This window comes from Olivibacter sp. SDN3, from assembly GCF_014334135.1.
GTDB lineage: Bacteria > Bacteroidota > Bacteroidia > Sphingobacteriales > Sphingobacteriaceae > Olivibacter.
In genome coordinates this window covers 4,916,353-4,943,282 of sequence record NZ_CP060497.1, presented here as the reverse complement: position 1 = coordinate 4,943,282, position 26,930 = coordinate 4,916,353, and the positions used below count along the sequence as shown (strand labels likewise).

The window sequence follows — 26,930 nt, the reverse complement described above, 5'->3', positions numbered from 1 at the left end:
TAAAAACTAATGCTAATTAAACGGTTTCAATTCAAAAAAACGAAAAATTTACACCAATAGGTGTTTTCCTTACACTAAAAGGTAGTTTCGGATGATAAACACTAAATTAAACACCCTTTTTTCTTCCAAAAACAAAATAGATCATCAGCCTTTTTTAGGCTTTTACTTCTTTTGGTAAATAGCCGAATTTCTTTTTGAAGGTTTTGGAGAAATGGTGTGGATATTTATAACCCATTAGAAATGCTATATTGGCAATACTCATTTTTCCCTCTCGCAACAACTCATGCGATTTTTCCATCCTTACATCATTGATATATCCGAACACAGTATTACCAAACAATTGTTTAAAACCTTTTTTTAGTTTAAAATCGTTAAATCCGCCAATTTCTGCGAGTTGCATAAGTGAATAGTTCGCTCCTGGTTTTTTATCAATGATTTCCTTCAGATAGTACAACTTGTCAATGTCCTCCTTATGCAATTTGATCGTATTGGTAGCGGAGATGTTCGTATTTGTAAATTGATCAATCTGCAGATTTAGAAGCTCTACGATTTTAGCTTCAATATAGGTTTTTTTAAAGATCCCATGATAGGTACAATGCAAGATTTCGGCGATAATCCGTTTCATCTGATTGGTGATAAACAAGCTGTTGTTGCCAATTAGCGAAGGTTGTCCGTTTTCAATACTTTTTCCGAAATGGAGCAGGCAACGGAGATCATTTCCAAAAAGATCAGAAATGTATTCTTTCGTGAATATGACATCTAATACCTTACGTGAATTGGGGTAGTATAGTGTGCCAGTTACTTCAGGCAAGAAAAGTAAAGTATGCCTGCCGTTAGGTATCTCAATACTTTTGTAGGGTATACTTACATCACTTACGAAATCAGAATACCCCTCAATTTCAAATTGCATTTTTAAAAAAGGTCTTTCGTGCTTAGTTAATAGGGATATAGGTGCAGGCAATTGCCAATCACGATAAATGATAGAAATTCCTTCAAATTTAATAATCCGATGCTTTGCACTTAGATGAAGATGGTTAATTGTGTAAACCTCGTCTGTAATATAGGCATCTGACATATTCGTTATTGCTTCAGCTCTGAATATTTCCTGAAACATTGCTAAACCTATTTTTTTTGTCATGATCAAAAAAATGATAATAAAAAAATTCGATACGCATTTGAATTAACTGTATCGTAGTATTTTTCTACTATTATGCTTCTGTATCCTGGTGTTTATTTATAATAATTCTTAATAGTAGTCCCGCAAATGTATATAAAAAAGAAAAGTAATAATAGTAATGGCTTCATGTTTTTAGTCAACGAAACGACGTGTTGTCAAGTGCATTAATTCTGTATACTACTGCGCATACTTTACAAAGAAGTAGAGGGCTTTCGCTAAGTTTAGCATGGCAATTAAAGTGAATAGTTAACCGTTTAGCTAAGGCAAATATTATGTAAACACCTTGTGATAATATTGTATTTTAATTACAGTCTGCGTAAATTGCCTACCAGTGCGGGTATAGGTTGTACACTGCTTAAAAAATATTGAAGATGCGGGGAGATAGACATGTATGATCAGGATAAACAGATTGATCTATTAGTTATAGCCTGCTCTGCCGGAGGTGTAATGTTGTTGATGGAATTGTTGCAGGAACTTAAGTCGGATATATCATTTGCTATATTGGTAATTATCCATAGAAATGATAAGTTCCATAGTACGTTGGAGGAAATGGTGCAACAGAAATGTAGATTGCGGGCTAAGGAGGCTGAAGAAAAAGAAAAACTAACACCTGGGATAATATATTTTGTGCCGGGGGGATACCATTTATTGATTGAAACCGATAAGACAGTGGCACTGGACGTTTCAGAACCGGTGAACTATTGTAGGCCGTCAATTGATGTGTCATTGCAAAGCGCGGCCGAAGTCTTTCAAGATAAATTAGTTGCTATTTTATTGTCAGGAGCAAATAAGGATGGTGCGGAGGGCCTCCGCGCCGTACACAGATATGGCGGAGTAACATTGGTTCAAAATCCTGAATTCGCAGAGGTGGATGTTATGCCTAAAGCAGCAATAGAAACAAATTCCGTTACGGCAGTACTTTCTGATGCGCAATTAAAGGAATATTGCCGCAAATTAGTTTGATAGGAAAAATAATACCCCATAAATCAGCTTATTAGGATGAGGCGTATCAATTTCTTTTAAAAATATTTGGAGAGAAGGGTATAATGTATTAGTTTTGCAATCCAAAATAACACTAAGTACTGCGGAAGTGGCGTAATTGGTAGCCGCACCAGACTTAGGATCTGGCGCCGAGAGGCGTGGGGGTTCGAGTCCCTTCTTCCGCACTTGATTCCTCCCGACAACATCGGGGGGAATTTTTGTATTGAGCATATTAAAACGCAACTAATGAACATTTCACAGGAGAAAGTAGACGACCTGAATGCAGTTATCAATGTAGATGTTGTTCCTGCAGATTATACGGAGAGTGTAAACAAGGCAATTAAGGAACAAGCGAAGAAAGCAAAATTACCTGGCTTCCGTCCAGGGATGGTACCCACTTCACATATTAAGAAAACCTATGGAAAGGCCATTCTTTTTGATGAGATTAATCGCTTGGTAAGTGACAGTCTGAATAACTACTTGAGTGAGAATAAAATTGAAGTATTGGGTCAGCCTTTACCAAAAGAAGGGGATACTACAGAATACAAATGGGATTTTAATGATGAATTTAAGTTCCAGTATGAAATAGGTCTGGCACCAACGTTTGAAGCGCCCTTCAGTGAAAAAGATAAATTGACACAGTATGACATTAAAGTGGATGAAGAAACTTTAGCTTCACGTATAAAAAACTTACGCAAGAGTTATGGTAAAATGACCAATCCAGAGGTCGCTGAAGATGGAGATGTCTTGTACAGTACGCTTACCCAGCTTGATAAGGAAGGTAATCCTTTAGAAGGTGGTATAGAAAATACAGCATCAGTTCGTACGGATTTGGTGGAGGATAAGAAAACTAAGAAGGCATTGATCGGGCTGAAGAAGGACGATGAGGTTAGTATTGATCTTAAAAAGGCTTTTAACGATGAGGCCATCGCGAAATTACTGAATATTACAGAAGAAGAGGTTGCGAGCTTGGCAGACACAACTTTCAAGTTAGTCGTTAAAAATGTAAATAGATTAGAAGAAGCCGATCTTAATCAAGAATTTTTTGATAAACTTTTTGGTGAGGGTGAAGTAAAAACGGAAGAGGAATTTAGGGCTCGTGTAACAACCGAGGTGGAATCTATGCTAGTGCAGAATTCAGATCAGCGTTTGCAAAATGATCTATACACTTTGGGTATGGAGAAAGTGGACGTCAAGTTTCCAGACGAATTTTTGAAGCGTTGGTTGAAAGCTACGAATGAGAAATTGACCGATGAGGAATTAAATGAAGGATATGAAGATTTTGTGAAGAACCTGAAGTGGACCTTGATTGAAAATAAAATCATCACGGAGAATAAGTTGGAGATTAAATACGAAGAGGTATTTAAACTTGCAAAGGAGCGCATTGCAGCGCAGTTCAAAATGTATAGTCCGCAGCCGGTAAGTGAAGAGCAGCTATCTCAGTATACTGTTCAGTTTTTACAGGATAAGGAACAGGCAAACAGGCTTTTTGAGGAAGTAAAGGCCTTGAAAGTATTTGACTTTTTAAAAGGAGTTGTTAAACTGAATAAGAAGGATATCGATTATAACAAGTTTTTGGAACTAAAGTAATTTCTTACAAAGAGATAACAAAAGGCCGTCCATCGTTATTAATGGGCGGCCTTTTTAGTTTGGTCCGATTTTGATTTTATCTTGGTTCAAGGAAGATCTTGTCAGGTTTAGAATAAATGCAGGCAGATTGTCAGGTGGTTTTCTTGAAAATGTGTCAATCAGGGTGTTGGCGTACTCTTTGTATATGTGCCAGGTAAAAAATGTGATCAAGTTGTCTGTGATTATAGATTTTAGAATTAATCTTATATCTTAGCTAGGCAAAAAAGTAAAATCGTATGAATATAGATAAAAATGAATTCCGAAAATACGCTGTTAAGCACCATCGTATCGGGAGCCAGCATGTAGATAAATTTATCAATAAGGTAGAACAACAATCGCCTGTGTCATTAACTCCATACATTATAGAAGAACGTCAACTAAATGTAGCCCAGATGGACGTTTTTTCTCGTTTGATGATGGATAGGATTATATTTTTAGGCGATGCTGTTACTGACCAAGTGGCTAATATTATACAGGCGCAGCTGCTATTTTTACAATCTGCCGACGCACATCGGGATATTCAGATTTATATTAACTCCCCAGGTGGCAGCGTGTATGCAGGGTTAGGTATCTATGATACCATGCAGTACATAGCTCCCGATGTTGCTACCATCTGTACCGGTATGGCGGCTTCTATGGGTGCTGTATTGTTAGTCGCTGGGGCAAAAGGAAAGCGAGCAGCTTTAAAACATTCCCGTGTGATGATTCATCAACCTTCGGGAGGTGCGCAGGGTGTTGCGGCTGATATGGAAATTAATCTTCGCGAGATGCTGAAGTTGAAAAAAGAACTTTATCAGATAATTGCTGATCACTCGGGGCAGCCCTACGATTGGGTTGAAAAGGCTTCGGATCGTGATTTTTGGATGACTTCATCGGAGGCTAAAGAAAACGGCATGATTGATGAGGTATTAACAGGAAAGAAGGATAAATAAAATGGCAAAGAATTCAAGAGAAGTTACTTGTTCATTTTGTGGTTTGCGAAAGTCCGAGACATTGATGCTCATTGCGGGTAATGATGCCCATATATGTGATCGATGCGTTACACAGGCAAACGAGATTTTGGCCGAGGAGCTCACCTTACGTAAAAATAAAAGTGTACAAGCGGCATTGAAATTGTTGAAACCTGCTGAAATAAAGTCACATTTAGATCAGTATGTTATTGGACAAGATGACGCTAAAAAGGTTCTTTCTGTAGCGGTTTATAACCACTATAAGCGGTTAAACCAAAAGATAGAAAAAGATGAGATAGAAATAGAAAAATCCAATATCATTATGGTTGGAGAGACTGGAACTGGAAAAACCTTGTTAGCAAAGACAATTGCCAAAGTACTGAACGTGCCTTTCTGCATTTGCGATGCTACTGTTTTGACAGAAGCTGGTTATGTGGGAGAAGATGTCGAAAGTATTTTAACAAGATTATTGCAGGCAGCTGATTATGATGTTGCTTCAGCGGAGCGTGGAATTATCTATATCGATGAAATAGATAAAATCGCTCGCAAAAGTGATAATCCATCTATTACAAGAGATGTGTCGGGAGAGGGAGTACAGCAGGCTCTTTTGAAAATTTTAGAAGGTACTGTAGTTAATGTGCCGCCTCAAGGGGGTAGAAAACATCCCGACCAAAAGATGATAGCAGTGAATACCAGTAATATTCTTTTCATCTGTGGAGGTGCTTTTGATGGTATACAGAAAAAGATAGCCAATCGTATGCGTGCGCAAACTGTTGGATACAAGATGAATCAGGATCAAGCGGAGATAGATTTAAATAATCTTTATAAATATATAACACCACAGGATTTAAAGGCTTTCGGATTAATACCTGAGCTTATCGGACGGTTACCCGTTGTTACTTATCTAAACCCATTAGATAGAGATACTTTGCTCAGTATTCTTACGCAACCAAAAAATGCGCTGATCAAGCAATATCAGAAATTATTTGACTACGAACATATAAAACTACAGTTCGAACCGGAAGTTTATGAGTTTATTGTTGATAAAGCAAATGAATTTAAACTGGGTGCCAGAGGGCTACGAGCCATTTGTGAGGCCATAATGTTAGATGCCATGTTCGAAATACCGTCTAAAGACAAGGAGGGGGGAGGAGATCTTTTCGTTACCTTGGATTATGCAAAACAGAAATTCGAAAAATCTGACCTGAAGAAATTGCAGGTAGCATAAAGGTTGTAAATCCCCCGCTAAAATCGGGGGATTTTTTGTATATTGAATTTTGCGGGTTACGCATATTTTAATGATCCATACCCATTCAGCCGTTGCTTTAAGCTTGGGCGATTTTTTCTAAAAGATGATATTATGGCGAATAAAACAAAAGAAGTTGAAACACCTGTAAAATCTGGTCTCAAAAATAAAGAAGATATTGTTAGAAATTGGTTGCCCAGGTATACGGGAAGACCATTGGAGGAGTTTGGAGCGTATATTTTGCTAGCAAATTTCTCGAATTATTTAAAACTCTTTTCCGAGTGGCATGACAACGCACCTATTTATGGTTTGGATAAACCAATGCAGAGTGTAACTGCTGCAGGTATTACCATTATTAATTTTGGGATGGGAAGCCCGGTTGCGGCTACTATTATGGATCTGCTATCGGCGATACAGCCGAAAGCTGCTCTTTTTTTAGGCAAAGCAGGGGGCTTGAAAAAGAAAAACAACATTGGCGATCTTGTATTACCCATTGCTGCTATTCGGGGTGAAGGTACTTCTAACGATTATTTACACCCAGAAGTGCCAGCGCTACCGGCGTTCGCCTTGCAGAAAGCAATCTCTACCACTATCAGAGATTATAGCCTCGACTATTGGACGGGAACCGTCTACACAACAAACAGGAGAGTTTGGGAACACGATAAGGATTTTAAGAAATATCTAAAATCACTGCGGGCAATGGCCGTAGATATGGAGACAGCAACTATATTTACGGTAGGTTTTGCCAATAAAATTCCTACAGGTGCATTATTGCTTATTTCAGACCAACCGATGGTTCCCGAAGGCGTGAAAACACAGGAAAGTGACTCGGCTGTAACCGTCAATTATGTAGAAACACATTTAAAGATTGGGATAGACTCATTAAAACAGCTTATTAATAATGGGTTGACCGTAAAACACTTGAAGTTTTAAATCTGTGGTTCACTTCGTGGGTGCATCATTGCATTAACAAGTCAATTTAGTTATTTTTGTATAAGTGATAAAATATATAGCACATGTGGTATAATAATATATTAGAAACTATAGGAAATACTCCATTGGTAAAGCTAAACAACTTAACCAAAGATATTAAGGCTACTGTGCTTGCCAAAATAGAGACGACCAATCCTGGAAATTCTATTAAAGATCGTATGGCTATAAAGATGATCGAGGATGCAGAACGCGAAGGGCTCTTAAAGCCGGGTGGAACGATTATCGAAGGTACTTCAGGGAATACTGGTATGGGACTTGCCATGGCTGCCGTAATCAAAGGATATAAATGTATTTTTACTACAACTGATAAACAATCGAAAGAAAAAATTGATGCGTTAAGGGCTTTTGGAGCAGAAGTAATTGTTTGTCCTACAAACGTTGAACCAGAGGATCCCCGTTCGTATTATTCCGTTTCAAGTAGGCTCGAACGGGAGACATCTAATGCCTGGAAACCCAATCAATACGATAATTTGTCAAATACACAAGCGCATTATGAGCAAACTGGGCCAGAAATCTGGGAACAGACGGAGGGAAAAATCACTCATCTACTTGTGGGCGTTGGTACCGGGGGAACGATCAGTGGCGCGGGTAAATATTTGAAAGAGAAAAATCCGGAGATTAAAATTTGGGGCATTGATTCCTATGGTTCGATATTTAAGAAATATAAAGAAACTGGCGTATTTGATAAAAATGAAATCTATCCCTATATAACAGAAGGCATTGGTGAAGACTTTCTACCTAAGAATGTGGATTTTGACGTAATCGATTATTTTGAAAAGGTAACGGATAAAGATGCTGCTCTTATGACTAGAGAAATTGCTCGCAAAGAGGGGATTTTTGTTGGGAATTCTGCTGGGGCTGCAATAGCAGGATTGTTGCAACTTGCCGATCAATTGAAAGAGGGAGATGTGGTCGTAGTTATCTTTCACGACCATGGTTCACGTTACATGGGTAAGATGTTTAACGAGGATTGGCTACGTGAAAGAGGTTTTCTTAAAGATAAGAAGATAACAGCTGAAAAAATACTGAAATTGAGAGGAGAACAGGACACGGTAATGGTAAATGGAGAGCAATCTGTTATCGAGACTTTCAATATGATGAAAACATTGAATATTTCTCAGGTTCCGGTCACACAACAAGGCATGGTTGTAGGAAAGGTAACCGAAGCTGATATATTAAATGCCTTGCTGGAAAATCCTGTAGTGAAGTCGGGCAAGGTTGAGCATATCATGACAGCCCCTTTTCCTTTTGTAGATCTAAACACGTCAATCGATAAACTATCCGCGTTGATTGATCGAAATAATAATGCTGTTTTGGTGGAAGATAAAGAAGGCAAGCTGGAAATCATCACACAATATGACATCATTAATGCCATATCGGAATAACAACGGAGTTAAATGAACCGGTTGTATGAAAGGTGTGTTTTATGAAGAATAGCATTTGGCCGAATAAATGGAAGGAAAAAGTATAAGAATTAAGATAGATAGCTTTGATTTTCTACGACGTTTAATCCTTATACCTTTTAATTTTTTATTTTATTTACTCGCAACCAAATGAATCTTGAAATTAATTTCTTTGCTGATTAGATCATCTGCTTGACCCGCATAACTAACCCCCCAATCTTCGCGCGCGATATTAAAATCTGCAATACCATCAAATTTGTTTTCATTGGATTCAGTTACATCCGTTATGAATGAGATGTTTTTACTTGTTCCTCTAATCGTTAGATTTCCTGAAACTTTTAATTTGTTCTCTTCTTCAGGTGTTACGTTGGTAATAACGAAGGTAGCTTCTGGATGATTTTCTACGTCAAAAAAATCATCACTTTTCAGGTGACCTTCCAATTTCTCTTTATATTCTCCCTCAAGGTCATCACTTTTAATCGTGCTTAAATCAAAAGCGAATTCACCTCCGGTTAATACATCATTATCTATAAATAGCTTCCCAGAACTTATGTCGACAGTTCCATAATGACTCCCTGTCACCTTTGTGCCTTCCCACTTCACTTCGGAAGCATTGGCATCTACGGGAATCTCTGCGCCTGCAGCTTCGCCAACTTCAGTCGCGTCGGTAGCGTCAGAACGTGTGCCTTCAGGATTACCTGCACATGAGGCTAATAGTAATGCAATAGCCGTACCGAATAAGATAAACTTTTTTTTCATCGTTTTTTTAATTTGGGTTAACGTTTTAAACTTTCATATGAAATAAATGGTTAAACATTTATTTCACAAATAAAGTAAGAATAAATAGATTGAACAATATAGACAATTTTTTTAACAGAAATATGATAAAAAAGTTTTGCATTACGTTATTTAATGTCCCGGGTTTGCATCTATTCGTTTTATCTGTGCACCAATTGCCTGTAGCCGTTCATCAATGTGTTGATACCCTCTTTCTATTTGTTCGATATTGTAGATAACAGATTTACCTTGCGCTGAGAGGGCAGCTATTAAGAGCGATACACCGGCCCTGATATCCGGAGAGGTCATTTCGATTCCACGTAATTTAAATGCCTTGTTAAGTCCGATTACAGTAGCGCGGTGAGGATCGCATAGAATAATCTGTGCCCCCATATCTATTAATTTATCAACAAAAAATAGTCTGCTTTCAAACATTTTTTGATGAATCAGTACATTTCCTTTGGCCTGCGTGGCAACAACAAGTACTATACTTAATAGATCTGGGGTGAAGCCAGGCCAGGGCGCGTCTGCTATGGTAAGTATCGAGCCATCAATGAAGGTTTCTATTTCATAAGAGTTTTGAGCTGGGATGTAGATGTCATTACCCCTATGTGTTAACTGAATACCTAATCTTCTAAAAACAGTAGGGATGATTCCTAATTCCTCGAAGTGTACGTCCTTGATAGTGATTTCCGAACCTGTCATAGCTGCTAAGCCAATGAAGGAGCCAATCTCAATCATGTCGGGTAACATGCGGTGTTCCGTTCCTGTCAGACTGTCCACACCCTCAATTTTTAGCAAATTGGAGCCTATTCCTGTTATTTTAGCACCCATTCTATTGAGCATCTTGCAGAGCTGTTGAAGATATGGTTCGCAAGCGGCGTTATAGATGGTAGTTGTACCCTTAGCCAGCACCGCAGCCATTACAATATTGGCTGTACCCGTTACCGACGCCTCATCCAGCAAAATGTAGGTGCCTTTGAGATTCGTTGCATCCACATGAAAAAAATGGGCGTCGGGATCATAATTGAATTTTGCCCCTAATTTTTCAAAACCTAAAAAGTGTGTGTCTAGTCTTCTACGGCCGATTTTATCACCACCAGGTTTGGGGATAGACGCCTTGCCAAATCGTGCCAATAGCGGACCAACAATCATTATAGACCCTCTTAGACTACCGCCTTTTGTTTTAAATGTGTCTGACTGGAAATGATCTATGTTAATATTATTTGCTTCAAAAGTATAGGTGTCTTTGTTAATACGTTCTATACTGACGCCCAGGTCTGCTAGTAATTCAATGAGTTTGTTGACATCTTTGATGTCAGGAATATTACTTATGGTTACTTTATCTGAGGTTAACAATACTGCAGAAAGTATCTGTAAGGCCTCGTTCTTGGCCCCCTGTGGTGTGATTTCCCCTTTTAGCGCTTGACCGCCGTAAATTTCAAATGCGTTCATTCAAGTAGATCGGTTGTGTTTAAAAAACTAAAACCGGCCCTATATCTTTCGTTGTTCGTAAAAACACAAAGATAATAGGCCGGTTGACTAAAAATAAGCTATTCGAAGGCTTTAAAAGCGTTTGCCACGCTTTTTGCCATTGTTGTTTTGGTTTTTATGCTGTTGCCTGTTTTTTTGACCGCCACCATTTCCACCTTGTTGATTGGTGTTGCTCCCACCTTTTGTGCGATTGCCTGGAGGAGGTGTCTTAAATTCGAGTTTGGTAAGATTAATGTCTTCATCTAACTCCAATATGCCTTCAGACATTTCCTTTAGATCGTGTATGATATGATCATCCGTGACGGAATCTTTGTTCCACGTTACATAGGCCATCTTCATGAAATTAGCCATAGCTTGAACCATCTGCTTTTTACGCTCAGGATCTTCTATTTTTTTAGCTTTTTCAATCATCAATTCGATGGTATGACCATAGTGCTTATACTTAATGCGATGTTGTGGATAGTTAAGGGTTTCTGGCTTTGCATGTATCGCTCCAGGTATCGGTACTGGGTAAGGGGAATCTACATCAATTTTAAAATCAGAGATAATATGTAGATGATCCCACAATTTATGCTTGAAATCAGAAACATCTCTTAAATGTGGATTTAAAAAACCCATAAGATCTATTACCACCTGTGCATGGCGATTTCTTTCTTCCCTGGTTGGAAGCGTACAGATATAGGCTACCATATTCTGTACGTTACGGCCGTATTCAGCTAGTATTAACTTTTTACGGGTGCTGTTATAATCAAATTCCATATTCTTCCTTTTACAAGTTATCGGCTATTCATTCACACATCGATGCGTAAGCCATATAACTTAATTATTGACAATTCTAAGTTTTGCAAATTTAAGCAACAATTGTTTCTGTCCTAATTCTTTAAAAAAAATAGTTGCTTTTATATCGGGTTTATTCCCTTCTAAATTAAGAACTTTTCCAAAACCAAAGCGCTCGTGTTCTACTTCCATTCCTACTTGAAGGTTACTGGTGTCTGACGGCGCAAAGCCAGCTGTTGGTTGGTGCGCTTTGGGTAGAATAGTGGTAGTTTTAGAAGCAATTTTCGGTTTCGGCTTGGTGAAGATGTCCTGTGATGATTGGCCCCAGCTATCACGCTCTCTACCAAAAGAGGTGCTTGGTATCGTATCAGCTCCAGGAGCTTTGAAATCAAGTGCCAGATAGCGAGGATCTATTTCATCAATAAATCTACTGGGTTCGCAGTTGTTCAGCGTCCCCCAGCGGTATCTCGAAGTTGCGTACGATAAGGTCAGTTTTTTTTCAGCACGGGTAACGGCTACATAGAATAACCTCCGTTCCTCTTCGAGGTCGCTTCGCGAATTAAGTGATAGCTGTGAAGGAAATAGGTTTTCTTCTAGACCTACAATATAAACCTGCGAAAACTCCAAGCCTTTTGAAGAGTGTATAGTCATTAACGAAACGGTATCGGCATTCGGATCTTTGTCTTTATCATCATTTGTTAACAAAGCGATATCTTGCATAAAAATATCGAGCCCCTTTTCTTCAATGTCTTCACGTTCGCTGAATTCTTTAATCCCATTGAGTAATTCCTGAATGTTTTCGTATCGGTTTAAACCCTCAACGGATTTATCTTCATATAGATCTTTCAGAATGCCCGAATGTTGGGCGATATGTAAGGCTACGTCATAGGCATTATTATTCTTTGCCAGAACCTGGAAACTCTGTATGAGCGAACCAAAAGGATACACTACGCCAGCAGTTCGACCATCGAGGAAATTTTGCGGATTGGCAATGACTTCCCATAAGCTTGTTTGATGTTGATCCGCGGCTATAAAAATGCGTTCCACGGAAGTATCGCCGATACCCCTTCGTGGGTAATTGATAACCCGCTTTAATGCTTCTTCATCGTTAGGGTTAAATGTAAGTCTAAAATAGGCTATTAAGTCTTTTATTTCTTTTCGTTGATAAAAAGACGTACCGCCGTATATCTTATAGGGAATATTCAGTTTTCTGAGCGACTCTTCCATGGCGCGGGACTGCGCATTGGTTCGATATAATATAGCGAAATCCTTAAACCTTAGGGAATGAAGTGATCGATCCTGAAGAATGTTTTCCGCAACCATTTTTCCCTCTTCATTATCACTAAAAGCACGTACTACATTTATTTTATCGCCTGTCTCATTCTCAGAGAACACGCTTTTCTTTAATTGGTTTTTATTGTTGGATATGATGCTGTTGGCGGCATTGACGATGTTTTGGGTAGACCGATAATTTTGTTCCAATTTGAATACATTCAAATCCGGATAATCCTTTTCAAAGTTTAATATATTTTGAATGTTGGCCCCCCTGAAAGCATAAATACTTTGTGCATCATCTCCCACAACACAGATGTTTTCGTTAATTGCTGCTAATCTTTTCACAATTAGATACTGCGAAAAGTTGGTGTCTTGATATTCATCTACCATTAAATACTTAAACTTGGTTTGATACTTGTATAGTATTTCGGGGTGTTCTTTGAGCAAAACGTTGGTTTTGAATAGTAAATCGTCAAAATCCATTGCTCCCGCTTTGTAACATCGCTGCGTGTAGGTTTGGTAAATCAATCCGAGCTGTCCTCTGCCACCGGATTGATCTTCTGCCTGAATTTGCGCATTCTTTTGGTACTCGGCGGCGGATATCAAATTATTTTTAGCCGCTGAAATGCGGTTGTATACAAAATTAGCATTATACAATTTGTCGTCCAATTGCATTTCTTTTAAAATCGAACGCAATAAACTTTTACTATCGTCCGTATCGTATATGGTAAAGTTGCTTGGGTATCCAATGTGCTGTGCCTCAACCCGAAGAATCTTGGCGAATACCGAGTGGAATGTTCCCATCCATATGTTTTTTGCCTCATTGCCGACCACATTCATAATGCGTTCGCGCATTTCCTTCGCGGCTTTGTTTGTGAAGGTCAACACTAAAATATGGAATGGGTCTATACCTTTACGTATTAAATGGGCTACTCGATATGTAATTACGCGTGTCTTACCAGACCCAGCTCCCGCAACAATCATGACCGGTCCTTCTGTTTGCTCTACTGCAGCTCGCTGAGAGGGGTTTAGTCCTTTTAAATAATCCAAAATGTTCTTGCCTTTTTTAGAGGTGTAAAGATAGAAAAAAAATGTTAGCTGAGTGGTCTAGGTTGGAGCGATTTCTTAAGGTTTATTAGATAAGTTAATTTTTTTAATTTATATTTTTACTTTTGAATTTCTTAAAAGACGTATGCAGGCATTGTATCCATTTAATGTAAGGGTGTATGGTTTACTCTTAAATGAGCAGAACGAATTATTGATAAGCGATGAGCAGGAATATGGTAAGCGATTCAGTAAATTTCCTGGAGGAGGCCTTGAATACGGAGAGGGGCTTCGCGAGGGTTTGCGAAGGGAATATTTTGAGGAGTGCATGATTGAGGTGGAGGTATTGGGACATGTCTATACCACAGATTTTTATGAGCATTCTTATTTTAACGATAGTCAGATTATTTCCATCTATTATCAAGTAATAAATAAAGAACCTTTTACACTAAATTTTAAGGCAAGAGCTTTCGATTTTGATGAGACGGAGGGAGAGGTTTTGCAGTCATTTCGATGGGTACCTATCAGTAATATGAAGGTTTCAGATTTAACCTTTAAAACAGACCAAATAGCCTTAGCGGAATTTTTGAAACGTAAAACATCGCCATAATGCAGCGCTAATTCATTCATTTTGTTCATTCTACTGAACAGATCACCGAGTTACCGTATTGTAAGTACCTTTATGGTGATATGTTTTTCAAAATTATAATCCAACTATTTTTACCATTAACGGTTGTGGCCCAAATCAATCCTGCTGCTCGCTTTAGCGGCATGGGTAATACGGGTACCGCACTTCAGGGGCTGAGCGCGCTTACGAGTAATCCGGCAGGTTTAATTACGTTAAAAAAACTTGAAGTGGGAACTTATTATCAAGCGCATTTCATGCAAAGCGATATCCGTTATCAGGGAGCAGTTGTCGCAAAGCCCACTAAACTAGGCGTTCTGGGTGCGCATGTTTCTGATTACGGTATTACAGGAACGTATAGCGAGTTGAAATTGGCGGCTTCTTTTGCCCGCCATTTCGGTCAGTTATTGGCCACTGCAGTAACCGTTAATTATAATCAGCTCCGTATAGATAAATACGGTGGAGATCAGTTGTTTTCAGTAGACATAGGTTTACAATGCTACCTCAATACCAACTGGACAGTTGGTGTGCATATGTCCAACGTCGGCAATGTTAAATACCATAATACTGCCCATGCTGCGGTACCGGCTCAGGTAAAATTGGGAACAGGGTATCGCGTAAATACCAATCTTTTGCTTACAGCAGATGTCGATAAAATCATAAGTACGGAAAGGGTAGATGTTCGTGCCGGTTTAGAATATCTCCCGATCAGTTGGATCAGTTTCCGCGGAGGATTGGCCGTCGATGAATTTAAGCAATTTTGTGGGATAGGCCTATTTTTTAAAGGTATATTCCTAGACATGGCGATGGTTATACATCCTAAGCTCGGGCTTTCTCCACAAACATTTATTGCCTATGCTTTTTAAATACACCTTGGCAACTCTTTTCCTATCGTTGTGTTGCTATTATACTTGTGCGCAAACTAACGATCTACTGATTGAGCAGCTTGTTGAGTCGATGGTGGAAGAACTGGGGGAGGATTTCGATTATACGGAATTAACAGAAAAATTAAATTATTATCGTATACATCCTATTAATCTAAACAAAACAGATGGAAGGGAGCTGACAGAACTCCGGATATTGTCGCCTATGCAAGTATCGGGCATCCTTGAACATCGTAGAACATCTGGCGATTATATAACCATTTACGAGCTCCAGGCAGTGAAGGATTTAGGTCTGAATATCATCAGGCTGCTATTGCCCTTTGTTAAGGTAGATGAAATTTCAGCATTGAAAGGGGCTGATGTTTATGATTATTTGCGTGAGGGTAAACACGATTTGATGATGCGGTATGGAAGGGTGATAGGAAATCAATTGGGATACACCATCCAAGATTCCACTCGATCAAGGTATCTGGGGTCTCCAAGTCGCCTATTTGTGCGTTATCGGTATCAATATACACCAGACTTTCGTTTGTCATTGAATATGAAAAAAGATCCCGGCGAACAGTTCTTCGCTGGTGCACAACCCTACGGGTTTGATTTTTACTCCGGAAGCATTTACCTCGGCAACCAAAAAAGATGGAAACATGTAGTGTTAGGCGATTATGCGATGCAGTTTGGCCAAGGTTTGGCTTTGTGGACAGGGTTGAGCTTTGGAAAAGGGGCTTTGGTACAGCATATGGCGAGACAGGGTGGTGGTTTACAGCCTTATACCTCTACCAATGAGTTTTCGTTCTTTCGGGGTCTTGCTGCAACTTATAGCCTAAAAAAAATTGCATTTACGCCCTTTGTATCCTACAAAAAATTAACAGCCACTTTGCAGGAGGAAGGAGAAAACGGAAATAAATTCAGTGCTCTGGGCCAAAACGGCCTACATCGAACACCAAGCGAGGTGGCCAACAAACATAATCTTGGTGAGTTTATTTTTGGTGCAAACGCACAATATCAAACTGCTAAATTGACTTTAGGTTCTACTATTTATCAAACGCATTTTGATGGTGAACTGTCGCCAAGACCCCAATTATACAATGCCTATTTCTTTCGTGGCCAACAGTTAACCAATACGAGTATTTATTACAATTATAACGTGATGAACCTTTATATTTTTGGCGAATTTGCTCATAGCTTAGGTACTGGCATCGCATATACTAATGGGATTATCGCTACTTTATCGCACCAGTTTTCGCTGGTATTACAGCAACGCAATTACCAAAGAGACTACCATGCTTTTTACAATCAAGCGATAGCTGAGGGCAGTAATGCCGTGAACGAAGCTGGATTCTACACCGGCCTGATTTTTCAACCCAGCAGAGCCTTTCAATGGGTGGGGTATGCCGATTATTTTAAGTTTCCGTGGTTGAGATACCGTGTAGATGCACCTTCTGATGGTGTTGATCTGTTTTCACAAATTACTTACACACCTAATAAGCAAACACGTTACGCATTGCGATATCGGTATCGTGGAAAATCGGAGAATGGGCAGCAGCAGGTGGTAAATTTTTTAGAAAATGTTGTCAGGCAACAGTGCCGGGCGGAAGTGCAATATAGTTTCCATGAGACAATACGTATGCGCAATAGGGCGGAAGTGGTTCAATATAAAAAAGATCGCATAAAAGAATATGGCTACCTGATATATCAGGATATCATTTATGCGCCGTTAACCTCCAGTTTATCGGGCAATATGCGGTTTGCTTTATTTAACACCGATAGTTATCAATCGCGTATCTATGCGTTTGAGAGTGATGTACTCTATGCATATTCATTTCCGCTTTACAGCAATAAGGGGTTCCGCTATTACCTCAACTTACGGTATAAGGTTGCTAGAGGGATAGATTTATGGTGCAGGTATGCATCTTTTAGATATGATGGTGTCGATTATACCGGTACCGGCTTAGATCGTTTGGAAGGAAACCATAAGCCGGAAGTCAAGCTACAGATAAGATGTCGGTTCTGATGTTTAATAACGATTTGGAGAACCTAAGGATTCATCGGAGTAAAGTGCCTTTTGCACATTTCGTATGTTTATTATTGATTGGTATTGGCCTATCTTATTGCATACCTGTTTCCAAAGTTGTTTATCACACATTATGTTGCCTGTTTCTACTAGCTGTTATAACGTTTTTCGTGATTCCGTTTACTGGAAGGTTCCGAAAAAGTCAACGCAGAGCTGCTTCAGGTGGAAGTTGTTTGCAAGGGCCGATGTTTTTTCTTTGCATCTGCTTTTTTGGCTGGTTGCTTACTTGGAAGAACCATCCTAAAATCAACCGTTTACATTTTAGCCATCAATCAAGTACTTATCTGGTAGGGACAATAGCCAGTGAGCCAAAAGTGAGGTCTGGCATGACTACCTTTCAATTTAGTGTTAGCGGTCTAAGCGATGCAGCTGGGAAGTGGTTGCCAGCAGATGGAAAGCTTTTATTGCGTGTTAATTCTTCTGTGAAATCATTAAACCTCTTCTATGGGGATCAGCTACTCATACAAAGTAATATACAAGTTGTTCCTGCCGCACTTAACCCGCACGAATTTAACTACGGCGCTTATCTCCAGGAGCGTAATATTTGGCACCAATCTTACTTGCAAGCGTATCAGATTAAAAAAACCGGTTTGAGTAAAGGGAACAAATTGATAAAGTATGCACTAAATCGCCGAAAGGAAATGTTAACAAAATTCGGTCAGTACATCAATGACGACGATGCTTTAGCTATCGTTTCAACCTTGGTGCTGGGCTACCGGGCTGATCTAGATAAGGAGCTGGTAAAAACCTTTTCATCCACTGGAACCATTCATGTACTTGCCGTATCAGGCATGCACGTAGGTATTGTGTTTGCCTGTTTTTCGTTCGGTTTAAAATGGATGGAAGGAAAAAAGAAGTTAAAGCTTATTCGACTGCTGCTGTTGTTACTCTTCGTATGGACTTATGCCTTGATTACAGGTTTTTCGGCTTCTGTTCTTCGTGCGGCATTTATGATCAGTTTCGTAATAATTGGTAACACTTTTAGTCGGCAACGTAATGTCTATAATAACATTGCTGCATCAGCCTTTTTTTTGTTATTGTATAACCCAAAATATATTGCAGAAATAGGCTTTCAATTGTCGTACCTTGCGGTGCTCGGTATTGTATGGCTGATGCCTAAATTAATGGCTTTGTTTACACATACTCAGGTGGTTTTACGATGGTTGTATAATTATTTATCACTTTCATGTGCCGCACAGTTGGCAACATTTCCTTTGGTGCTGTACTATTTTCATTTATTTCCGGTTTATTTTCTTCCGGCCAACCTGTTGATTGTCTTGCCTGTCAGTATTATTATTTATGGAGGTTTTCTGTTATTATTATTGCCTGCCAACAACATTAGTATTGCATTGGGCGTCGGTTTGGAAAAATTCATTCTGACAATGAACAGGTTACTTATGGCTATTGAATCCTGGCCAATGGCGGCGATAGAAGATATTTGGATAACCGCTCCTCAATATATGCTTACCTATCTGTCAATAGTACTCCTTGTACTTAGCTTTCAATATGGGTGCAAAAAGAAGCTTTTTTTAGGCGTCGCGAGTTTGCTTTTACTGGGAGTCATATTTAATTATAAACGTTGGTACGCTTATGAAAGAGAACAACTCATTGTTTTTAATATGCGGAAGAAACTGGCGGTAGGTATGATAAAACGCGGAAATGTGGTGGTGTACAGTAATGTTCCGTCTACGGAAGATGCCGGTTTTCAATATGCTGTCATGCCAACGGTAGGGGCCTACGCTATTAGCGGAAATAGACGGTTTGTTAACAAAGGAAGTCTCTTCGCCAGTCGGGCAGGTATTGCTATTGAAAATAGTCGAATCAGATTCGGAGAAAGAGAGTTGCTTATAGTGGATGGTGCGCATTCGACGCCACATTTCAGGGCAACATTGCGATGGCTGATGATTCGAAACAATGCACAGATAGACCTTACTGAGATACCGAATAACATAAGACAACATATCGTACTGATTTTAGATGCATCAAACGATAAGAGAACACTAAATGCACTGCTGTCGAAAGCGGGTATACTGGGTATTTCTACCTATGTACTAAAGGATAATTTTGCTTATGTTTGGGATGCTAATAAGCAGTGACTAATGTCTATACAAGAAATTTTACAACATTACTGGGGATACGCCAAGTTTAGACCTTTGCAAGAGGAGGTTATCCAGCAGGTATTATCTGGTAATGATACTTTAGCATTAATGCCCACCGGAGGAGGAAAGTCTATCTGTTTTCAGGTTCCAGCGCTGACTAAGGAAGGTATTTGCCTGGTGGTTACTCCCCTAATTGCGTTAATGAAAGACCAAGTAGAAAACTTGCGGGCGAGGGGCATTGAAGCGGTAGCAATATATGCAGGCATGACGAAGCGGGAAGTAGATATCACCTTGGATAATTGTATTTATGGAAAAATAAAATTTCTCTATTTGTCTCCAGAGCGTTTGATGAGTGATTTGGTCCGTGAGCGCATTCGTTATATGAAGGTCAATCTGTATGCAATAGATGAGGCGCATTGTATATCGCAGTGGGGATATGATTTCAGACCGCCTTATCTGCATCTGGCAGAGCTTAGGCAGTTACATCCCGAGGTGCCTTATCTGGCTTTGACAGCTACTGCTACGGAAAGAGTGATTATTGACATTCAAGAAAAATTACAATTTAGGCGGCAGAAAACAGACACTTCGGCCGTTTTTGTTAAAAGTTTCGTAAGACCGAACCTGGCGTACATCGTTATCGAAGAAGCTAATAAAGCACGTCGATTACTCAATATTATAAGAAATACCGGTGGAAGTGGAATAGTCTACGTTAGAAACAGAAGGGAAACGCAAGAGGTTACGCGGCTATTATTGTTAGAGCAGGTAAATGCAGATTTTTATCATGCTGGTTTATCAACTCCGGAACGAACCAAGAAACAGGAGTCCTGGAAAAAAGGTATTACACAGGTCATGGTAGCAACCAACGCATTCGGGATGGGAATTGATAAAGCGGATGTGCGCTTTGTTGTGCATTTAGATATTCCAGATTCCCTGGAAGCTTATTATCAGGAAGCAGGACGAGCCGGTCGTGATGAAAAAAGCGCCTATGCGGTTTTGCTGTTTAATGAAGAGGATCGAATTAAGCTCCAAAGAAACTTCGAACAGAGTTTTCCCACCATCAAAGAAATTATTCAGATCTATTATCACTTGGGAAATTATTTTCAATTAGCCTACGGTGCCGGACAGTACCTCAGTTTCGATTTTGATTTGGCAGATTTTTGCAATCGCTACCAATTAGAACCACTTAAAACGATCAGTGCCCTGAAATTTTTAGAACGCGACGAATGGATCGCTGTGTCAGAAAATGTTTATATACCTTCGAGGTTAAAGTTTGAAGTATCCTCACATGATCTATATAGTTTTCAGGTGGCGCATGCTAACCTGGATGGATTCATAAAAACGATCTTAAGGGCCTATGGTGGTGCTTTTGATTATTATGTTCCTTTTAGGGAAACCGATCTGGCCCGAAAAGTAGGAATAAAAATGGAGGAAGTAGTGCGTTTACTTCAACAACTGCAGCAATACGGCGTAGTTACTTATCTTCCGCAAACGGACAAACCTCAGTTACAGTTCTTGCAACCTAGAAGTGATTCCCAGCACCTAAACATTAATAAAAAACATTTAGATGAACGTAAGGAAGTTGGAAAAGAACAGTTGAACAGCATGCTCAACTACTTAGAGGAGGACGACTGTAGACAGCGGAAACTGTTAGCTTATTTTGGAGAGAAAGAGGTAGCAGATTGCGGGATTTGTGATTATTGTCGCCGTAAAAACCGCCAAGTTAACCAAGAGGACATAGAAGATAAATTGGTTGTTGAAATCACCAATCTTTTGGCAAACGAACATTTATCCTTGGATGACCTGATTGGAAGTATACATCTTGGGCAGGAAAAAGATAGAATTACGGTGATACGCAACCTGGTAGATAATGGGATGATTAAACTAAATAATGGGAAGTATTACCTCTAAACCTCTCTAGCACAGTTTTTCTCGATTCAATAGGCATTCGTATAAAAATGAATTTTATTGTTGCAAATATGTAATAATTGTGTTACGTTTGTTTAGTACGTTAAATGAAATTATATGGATAAATAGTCTACCAAATTTCTGAGAATCTTAACTTAGAGTAAAAGATTCGATCGACCATTATAAACTAAATTTTTAAACCAATTTCAGATGATAGCAAGGGTGGACCAATGCGTACCCCTAGGCAATCCTTTGTCGAAAATAATCCATTTATGTTCGAAGAGGATGATGTTTTCCCCTGCATGAAATCTGCTTAAAACCTATTTGTATGACATAGCATTCACGTACTTCCAAAGCAACCGAACAGCGTTTAGATACGTTTGTGGTAAACCAACAAAATAACCAAACACTCATGTATTAAATTATGAAACAAGAGAAAATTGTTGCATGGTCAAAGACCGCAATAAGCCTATGCCTACTTCAGGTATTAATGATCACAATCGGGGAAGATGGATATGCGAAACCATCGGTACCCGGCCCGATTGTTCATGGAAATAACTTAACTATTTTACAAGAACAGCGTATAGCAGGAGTTATCACCAATGCAGAAGACGGTTCACCCTTGCCAGGCGTAAGTGTTTTTGTTAAAGGAACCCGAACAGGGGTATTAACTGATGAACAGGGGAGATATAACCTAACTGTAAGTACAAACGATCTGATACAAATTACTTACATCGGGTATGTGTCAAGGGAGTTTTCGGTCATCGAAAGCCAAAGTATATATAATATAGCCTTAACAACAGAAATTGGAAACCTGGAAGAAGTTGTGGTAACAGGATATTCTTCCCAAAGACGTAAAGATATTACTGGAGCTGTAGCCGTGGTTGATGTCAATCAGATAAAGGCACAACCAGCAGCAAGTGCAGTAGAGGGTTTACAAGGTAAGGCCACAGGGGTTCAAATTGTGGCAGACGGTGCTCCGGGATCCACACCGTTAATTCGGGTACGGGGTTTCAGTACCATCAATAATAATGATCCACTATACATTGTGGATGGTGTACCTTACCAGGGAAAATTAAGTTGGTTGAACCAAGCCGACATAGAGTCGATGCAAGTATTAAAAGATGCAGCTTCAGCTTCTATTTATGGCTCTAGGGCAAACAATGGTGTGGTTATCATCACCACACGTAAGGGATCGGTAGGTCCGAATAGGATAAACTTAGATGTGTATTATGGCACGCAAAATCCCCGTAAAGACGCCTTTCCAAAGATGATGAATCCTATGCAGTGGGCGCAAAACCTTTATTTGGCTTATCAAAATGCGGGTTTAAATCCAGCAACTGCTACGGCTACCATGTATGGCGGGGGTGCTTCTCCGACCTTACCTGAGTACTTACTTGCCGGAGGAGCATTGGGCCATAATATTACGGCGGCTGATGCAGATCCTTCGAGATACAATTATAGTCGCGAGAACGCCACTTTTTATCAAATAACACGTGCCAATCAAGCAGGAACTAATTGGTTTGATGAGATGACCAAAAATGCGCCCATGCAAAGCTACCAATTAAGTGCCAATGGGGGCACCGAAAACGCTACATATGCGATGTCTGGTGGCTATTTCGGGCAACAGGGTTCTATTATTCATACAGACTTTGACCGTTTCAATATTCGGGTAAATACGATGCTTAAGGCCCTAAACGGCAAATTGAGAATAGGCGAAAATGCCAATTACACCTATACAAATCATCTGGGTTTTGGCGCCAATGTAAATACTCCTGGCGACTATCAGGGCGAAGGCTCACTTCTGGGTTTCTCCTTTAGGGCGCCGACAATTGTGCCGGTTTATGACATCATGGGTAATTTCGCCGGTACCCGTGGCGGTCAATTGGGAAATGCCCAGAACCCGGTAGCACTAGCTTATCGGGCAAAGGATAATCGTACCAAAAGTAATCGTTTCCTTGGAAATGCCTATGCGGAGGCCGATATTATTCAGGGTTTGACCGCCCGGACCAGTTTTGGTGTTAATTACGAAAATTGGGCGGGAATTAACATCTTCTATCCAAACCTCGAGTTCTCTGAAGGTAGTAACAATAATGGCATGTCAGAAAGCCAGGGTTATAATGCCGAATGGACTTGGACCAATACCTTAAACTACAACCTCAATATCGATGATCAACATTTGCTGAATGTAGTAGCTGGAACGGAAGCTATTAATTACGTTGAACGTAATATGGGGGGAGGTAGAAACAATTATTTTATTTTAGGTAACCTCGATTACTATTATCTCGACAGAGGTACGGCAAATATTACCAATAACAGTAATGGAACGCAGCGTTCACTTTTTTCTATTTTTGCTAAAGCCGACTATTCATTTTCTAACAGATATCTGGTAAGCCTGACCGCCAGACGGGACGGTTCGTCCAATTTCGGTCCGACCTACCAATATGGATTTTATCCTGCGGGAAGTATTGGTTGGCGTTTATCGGAAGAGGCTTTCTTAAAAGACGTATCGTGGTTGGATGATTTTAAAATCAGGGGAAGTTATGGCCTTACCGGAAATCAGAATATCCCAGCTTTTCAGTTTCTAAATCGTTATCAGGCAAGTTTGGCCAGCTCTTCATATCCAACTCCCGGAGGATCCAGTATAAGCACTGGTGTATGGCAAAATGCCTATAGCAATGAAGAGGTAAAATGGGAGGAGGTAGGCTCTTTGAACATTGGTGCCGATTTCACCTTGGCGAATGGCATGTTTGAAGGTACGTTCGATTGGTATAATAGAAATACAAAAGATATGTTGTATCCGGTGCCTCTTCCGGCAATAGCCGTTGGTGCAGGTAGCTCTCCCTTTGTTAATATTGGCGATATGCGTAATAGAGGAGTTGAGTTGGGATTAGTTTATCACTATGGAAGAACTAATGATAATCCCTTTAAATTTGATGTGACGGCTAATTTTTCTAAAAATGAAAACCTTTTGGTAAGCCTGGCGCCATCCGTTTCACAGCAATTGTATGGTAATTTCCGGAGCTTGCAAACATCTATCCTGAGACCAGGAGTTCCTTTTAGCTCATTTTTTGGTTACGAAGTCGCAGGTATCTATCAGAGTGAAGAAGAACTGGCATCCTTGCCCACGTATACCGGTGCGAGGGTTGGTGGCCTGCGTTATGCCGATATTAACGGAGATGGTGAGATCGGTCCGGACGATCGTACGATTATCGGTAATCCACACCCGGATTTTATCTATTCACTTGGGTTTAACGCATCTTATAAAAATTTCGATATTTCCATGTTTTTTAATGGATCACAAGGAAATGATATCTATGAAGCGACCCGCTATTTTACAGACTTTGGGACCTTTGATGGAGCTACCAGTGCGCGTATACTTGATGCTTGGAGCCCTACCAATACCGGTAGCTTAGTACCATCTCCTTATCGGAATGCTTCTGATTTTGAGTATGCGTCTTCGAGTTATTATGTACAGGATGGTAGCTTTTTCCGTATGCGGAATTTGCAGATCGGGTATACATTACCAGTTGAAAAATTCTTCGGAGGAAGAACCGGTGTAAACAGCATCCGTTTGTATGCTACAGCTACTAACTTGTTCACGATCACCAAGTATACCGGAATTGATCCTGAAGTTCCTCCTTCAAGTAGTACCTTCTCTGCTTTGGGGGTTGATCAGGGAGTTTATCCCATGTCAAGGCAGTATTTATTCGGTATAAATATAGGTTTCTAAATTTAAATGAGATGACGATGAAAAAAATAACATATTCCATTCTGTTGATTACGTTAACTGTAATTTACGGATGTAAGCAGGATTTTTTAGATAAGGTGCCTCAGGGAGAATTATCTCCGGTTCAAGTCGAAACACAGGAAGGAGTAGAAGGGTTGTTGGTTGGGGCATATGGCTTGCTCAATGGCAATGTGAATGGTACCTGGGGCAACTACGCTTCGGCTCCCAGTCAATGGTTATTTGGCGAAGTGGCATCAGATAACGCCCATAAAGGTAGTACAGGGTCCGATCAGCCAAACATGAACCTGATTGAGTCACACCAACCGACCAGTACCAACGATAATTTATCGGTGATGTGGCGCAATTACTACGAAGGAATTCAGCGCTGTAATAGCACGCTTCGTACCTTGGTTGCTGTACAGGAAAGTGAAGAACGTTTTAGTGATGAGCGCTCTGTTCAAATTCAGGGAGAGGCAAGGTTACTACGGGCACACTACTACTTTTTATTAAGACGTTTATTTGCCAGGATTCCGTATATCGACGAAAACATTCCGGTCACGGAAGCCGCTGTACAACCTAACGATTCAGATGTATATCCACAAATTGTTGCTGATTTACGTTTTGCGGTAGACAATCTTACGGCTACTAAATACAATAACGAAGTAGGGCGAGTAGACAGGATAATTGCACAGGCCTATTTAGGAAAAGTGCTGTTATACCTTGGAGAATATGATGAGGCCCTTACCTTGTTCAATGCAGTTATTGCCAGCAGGCCTGCTATAACAGGCCTAAATTATTGGGATAACTTTGATCTGGATACTGAAAATGGTCCGGAAGCTATCTTCTCTGTACAACATGCCATCAGTCCTGACGGTGGCGGAGATAATGCAAACGTAGGAGATATGTTGAGCGGTTTATACGGCACCTCACCCGTTGGGTGTTGCGGTTTTTACCAGCCCACTATCGATCTGGTTAATGCCTATAAGGTGGATACCAATGGTTTGCCCTATCTGGACAACTCCTATCGTAATAATCCTTATTTATCTGATCTTGGCTTGTCGGGATCAGCGAAAACCAATTATTCGCTGAACACCAGTTTACGTTTTGACCCTCGGTTGGATTACAATGTAGGACGTAGGGGCGTACAATATTTAGATTATGGTGTAATGCCCGGCGACCCGTGGATTCGCGATCCTGCATATGCCGGACCTTTCATTATTATCAAGACCATGGTGCCTCAAAGTAAATTTGCTAGTCATACGGTTGCGGGAGCTGCATATATAACGGCACTAGACGTGAATTTGATTCGTCTATCTGATGTGATTTTAATGGCTGCCGAGTGTAACATTGAGTTAGGGAACTTGGGAGAAGCCTTACGTTTGGTTAACCTCGTACGCCAGCGGGCAGCAAATATTCCGCATAAAACGCTTGATGGTACAGAAGGAGGAACGCCTGCGGCAGACTACCAAATAGGATTGTACCCTAGTTTTCCAAATGCGGAATATGCACGAACTGCGCTGCGCTTTGAGCGTCGTTTGGAACTTGCTTTTGAAGGTCATCGGTTTTATGATCTGGTGAGATGGGGTGTGGCCGAGCAGGTTGTGTCAAGTTACTCATCGTTCGAAGGAAGTATTTTGGAAGCTTATAGAGGTATTTCTTTTGCGCCGCGAAATGCGTATTATCCACTACCACAAGATCAGATTGATCAGAGCAGAGGAACACTTCAACAGGATCCGAATTATTAACGAAAGAATTGTATTTGATAGGAATACAATATTGTCGAAAGTCCGGTTGGATACATCCAACCGGACTTTCGTTTATTTTACTTCGATCGAAAAAATCAGATGACATAAATACAGGTATTAACGTG

At 40.0% G+C, this 26,930-nt stretch carries 18 protein-coding genes and 1 tRNA gene; 14 read left to right on the top strand and 5 right to left on the bottom strand.

Translation table 11 applies throughout. The features are described 5' to 3' along the window. Positions 1–154 precede the first annotated feature (154 nt). The gene (locus tag H8S90_RS20885; RefSeq protein ID WP_187339731.1) at positions 155–1,138 is read right to left on the bottom strand and encodes a helix-turn-helix transcriptional regulator; all 984 of its coding nucleotides are present in this window, start codon (positions 1,136–1,138) and stop codon (positions 155–157) included. 426 nt (positions 1,139–1,564) lie between these two features. On the opposite strand from H8S90_RS20885, the gene H8S90_RS20880 reads away from it, so the two are divergent. From H8S90_RS20880 to H8S90_RS20850, 7 genes are all read left to right on the top strand, one after another. Next, complete coding sequence (locus H8S90_RS20880) at positions 1,565–2,140, top strand: chemotaxis protein CheB (protein ID WP_187339730.1); 576 nt, start codon at positions 1,565–1,567, stop codon at positions 2,138–2,140. Between the two features lie 121 nt (positions 2,141–2,261). Then, a tRNA-Leu gene (locus H8S90_RS20875) sits at positions 2,262–2,343 on the top strand. Between the two features lie 61 nt (positions 2,344–2,404). Then, positions 2,405–3,748, top strand: a complete 1,344-nt coding sequence (gene tig, locus H8S90_RS20870; protein WP_187339729.1) for a trigger factor — start codon at positions 2,405–2,407, stop codon at positions 3,746–3,748. 275 nt (positions 3,749–4,023) lie between these two features. Beyond that, positions 4,024–4,719, top strand: a complete 696-nt coding sequence (gene clpP / locus H8S90_RS20865) for an ATP-dependent Clp endopeptidase proteolytic subunit ClpP (protein WP_187339728.1) — start codon at positions 4,024–4,026, stop codon at positions 4,717–4,719. A 1-nt stretch (position 4,720) separates the two neighbouring features. Further along, positions 4,721–5,965: an ATP-dependent Clp protease ATP-binding subunit ClpX gene (clpX, locus tag H8S90_RS20860; protein WP_187339727.1), complete on the top strand. Its 1,245-nt coding sequence runs from the start codon at positions 4,721–4,723 to the stop codon at positions 5,963–5,965. A 132-nt stretch (positions 5,966–6,097) separates the two neighbouring features. Then, the gene (locus tag H8S90_RS20855) at positions 6,098–6,916 is read left to right on the top strand and encodes an AMP nucleosidase (RefSeq protein WP_187339726.1); all 819 of its coding nucleotides are present in this window, start codon (positions 6,098–6,100) and stop codon (positions 6,914–6,916) included. An 83-nt stretch (positions 6,917–6,999) separates the two neighbouring features. Continuing rightward, the gene (locus H8S90_RS20850) at positions 7,000–8,361 is read left to right on the top strand and encodes a pyridoxal-phosphate dependent enzyme (protein ID WP_187339725.1); all 1,362 of its coding nucleotides are present in this window, start codon (positions 7,000–7,002) and stop codon (positions 8,359–8,361) included. 150 nt (positions 8,362–8,511) lie between these two features. Here H8S90_RS20850 and H8S90_RS20845 read toward each other — a convergent pair whose 3' ends face one another. The 4 genes from H8S90_RS20845 to H8S90_RS20830 form a co-directional block, all read right to left on the bottom strand. Next, positions 8,512–9,138, bottom strand: coding sequence for a YceI family protein (locus H8S90_RS20845; protein WP_187339724.1), 627 nt, complete (start codon positions 9,136–9,138; stop codon positions 8,512–8,514). Between the two features lie 150 nt (positions 9,139–9,288). Beyond that, the gene (murA, locus tag H8S90_RS20840) at positions 9,289–10,611 is read right to left on the bottom strand and encodes a UDP-N-acetylglucosamine 1-carboxyvinyltransferase (protein ID WP_187339723.1); all 1,323 of its coding nucleotides are present in this window, start codon (positions 10,609–10,611) and stop codon (positions 9,289–9,291) included. Positions 10,612–10,722: 111 nt separating this feature from the next. Next, entirely contained in the window at positions 10,723–11,409 is a 687-nt protein-coding gene (locus tag H8S90_RS20835; protein WP_187339722.1) for a DUF4290 domain-containing protein, read from the bottom strand. Between the two features lie 60 nt (positions 11,410–11,469). Then, positions 11,470–13,752 carry an ATP-dependent helicase gene (locus H8S90_RS20830; RefSeq protein WP_187339721.1) on the bottom strand — a complete coding sequence of 761 codons (2,283 nt, stop codon included), beginning with the start codon at positions 13,750–13,752 and terminating at the stop codon, positions 11,470–11,472. Between the two features lie 142 nt (positions 13,753–13,894). Here H8S90_RS20830 and H8S90_RS20825 point away from each other — a divergent pair, with 142 nt between their 5' ends. The 7 genes from H8S90_RS20825 to H8S90_RS20795 all read left to right on the top strand — a co-directional run bounded on the left by H8S90_RS20825 (position 13,895) and on the right by H8S90_RS20795 (position 26,805). Further along, complete coding sequence (locus H8S90_RS20825) at positions 13,895–14,356, top strand: NUDIX domain-containing protein (RefSeq protein ID WP_370525663.1); 462 nt, start codon at positions 13,895–13,897, stop codon at positions 14,354–14,356. A gap of 125 nt (positions 14,357–14,481) precedes the next feature. Beyond that, positions 14,482–15,237, top strand: a complete 756-nt coding sequence (locus tag H8S90_RS20820) for a DNA-binding protein (protein ID WP_187339720.1) — start codon at positions 14,482–14,484, stop codon at positions 15,235–15,237. Then, positions 15,227–17,266 (top strand): helix-hairpin-helix domain-containing protein, encoded by a 2,040-nt coding sequence (locus H8S90_RS20815; protein WP_187339719.1) that lies wholly within the window; start codon positions 15,227–15,229, stop codon positions 17,264–17,266. The genes H8S90_RS20820 and H8S90_RS20815 overlap by 11 nt, the downstream gene beginning before the upstream one ends. Beyond that, positions 17,266–19,422 carry a ComEC/Rec2 family competence protein gene (locus H8S90_RS20810; RefSeq protein ID WP_187339718.1) on the top strand — a complete coding sequence of 719 codons (2,157 nt, stop codon included), beginning with the start codon at positions 17,266–17,268 and terminating at the stop codon, positions 19,420–19,422. Before H8S90_RS20815 ends, H8S90_RS20810 begins: the two co-directional genes overlap by 1 nt. 3 nt (positions 19,423–19,425) lie before the next feature. After that, the gene (locus tag H8S90_RS20805; protein ID WP_187339717.1) at positions 19,426–21,333 is read left to right on the top strand and encodes an ATP-dependent DNA helicase RecQ; all 1,908 of its coding nucleotides are present in this window, start codon (positions 19,426–19,428) and stop codon (positions 21,331–21,333) included. Between the two features lie 421 nt (positions 21,334–21,754). Continuing rightward, positions 21,755–25,063: a TonB-dependent receptor gene (locus H8S90_RS20800; RefSeq protein WP_187339716.1), complete on the top strand. Its 3,309-nt coding sequence runs from the start codon at positions 21,755–21,757 to the stop codon at positions 25,061–25,063. A gap of 17 nt (positions 25,064–25,080) precedes the next feature. Further along, complete coding sequence (locus H8S90_RS20795) at positions 25,081–26,805, top strand: RagB/SusD family nutrient uptake outer membrane protein (protein ID WP_255501681.1); 1,725 nt, start codon at positions 25,081–25,083, stop codon at positions 26,803–26,805. The last annotated feature ends 125 nt before the right edge of the window (positions 26,806–26,930 follow it).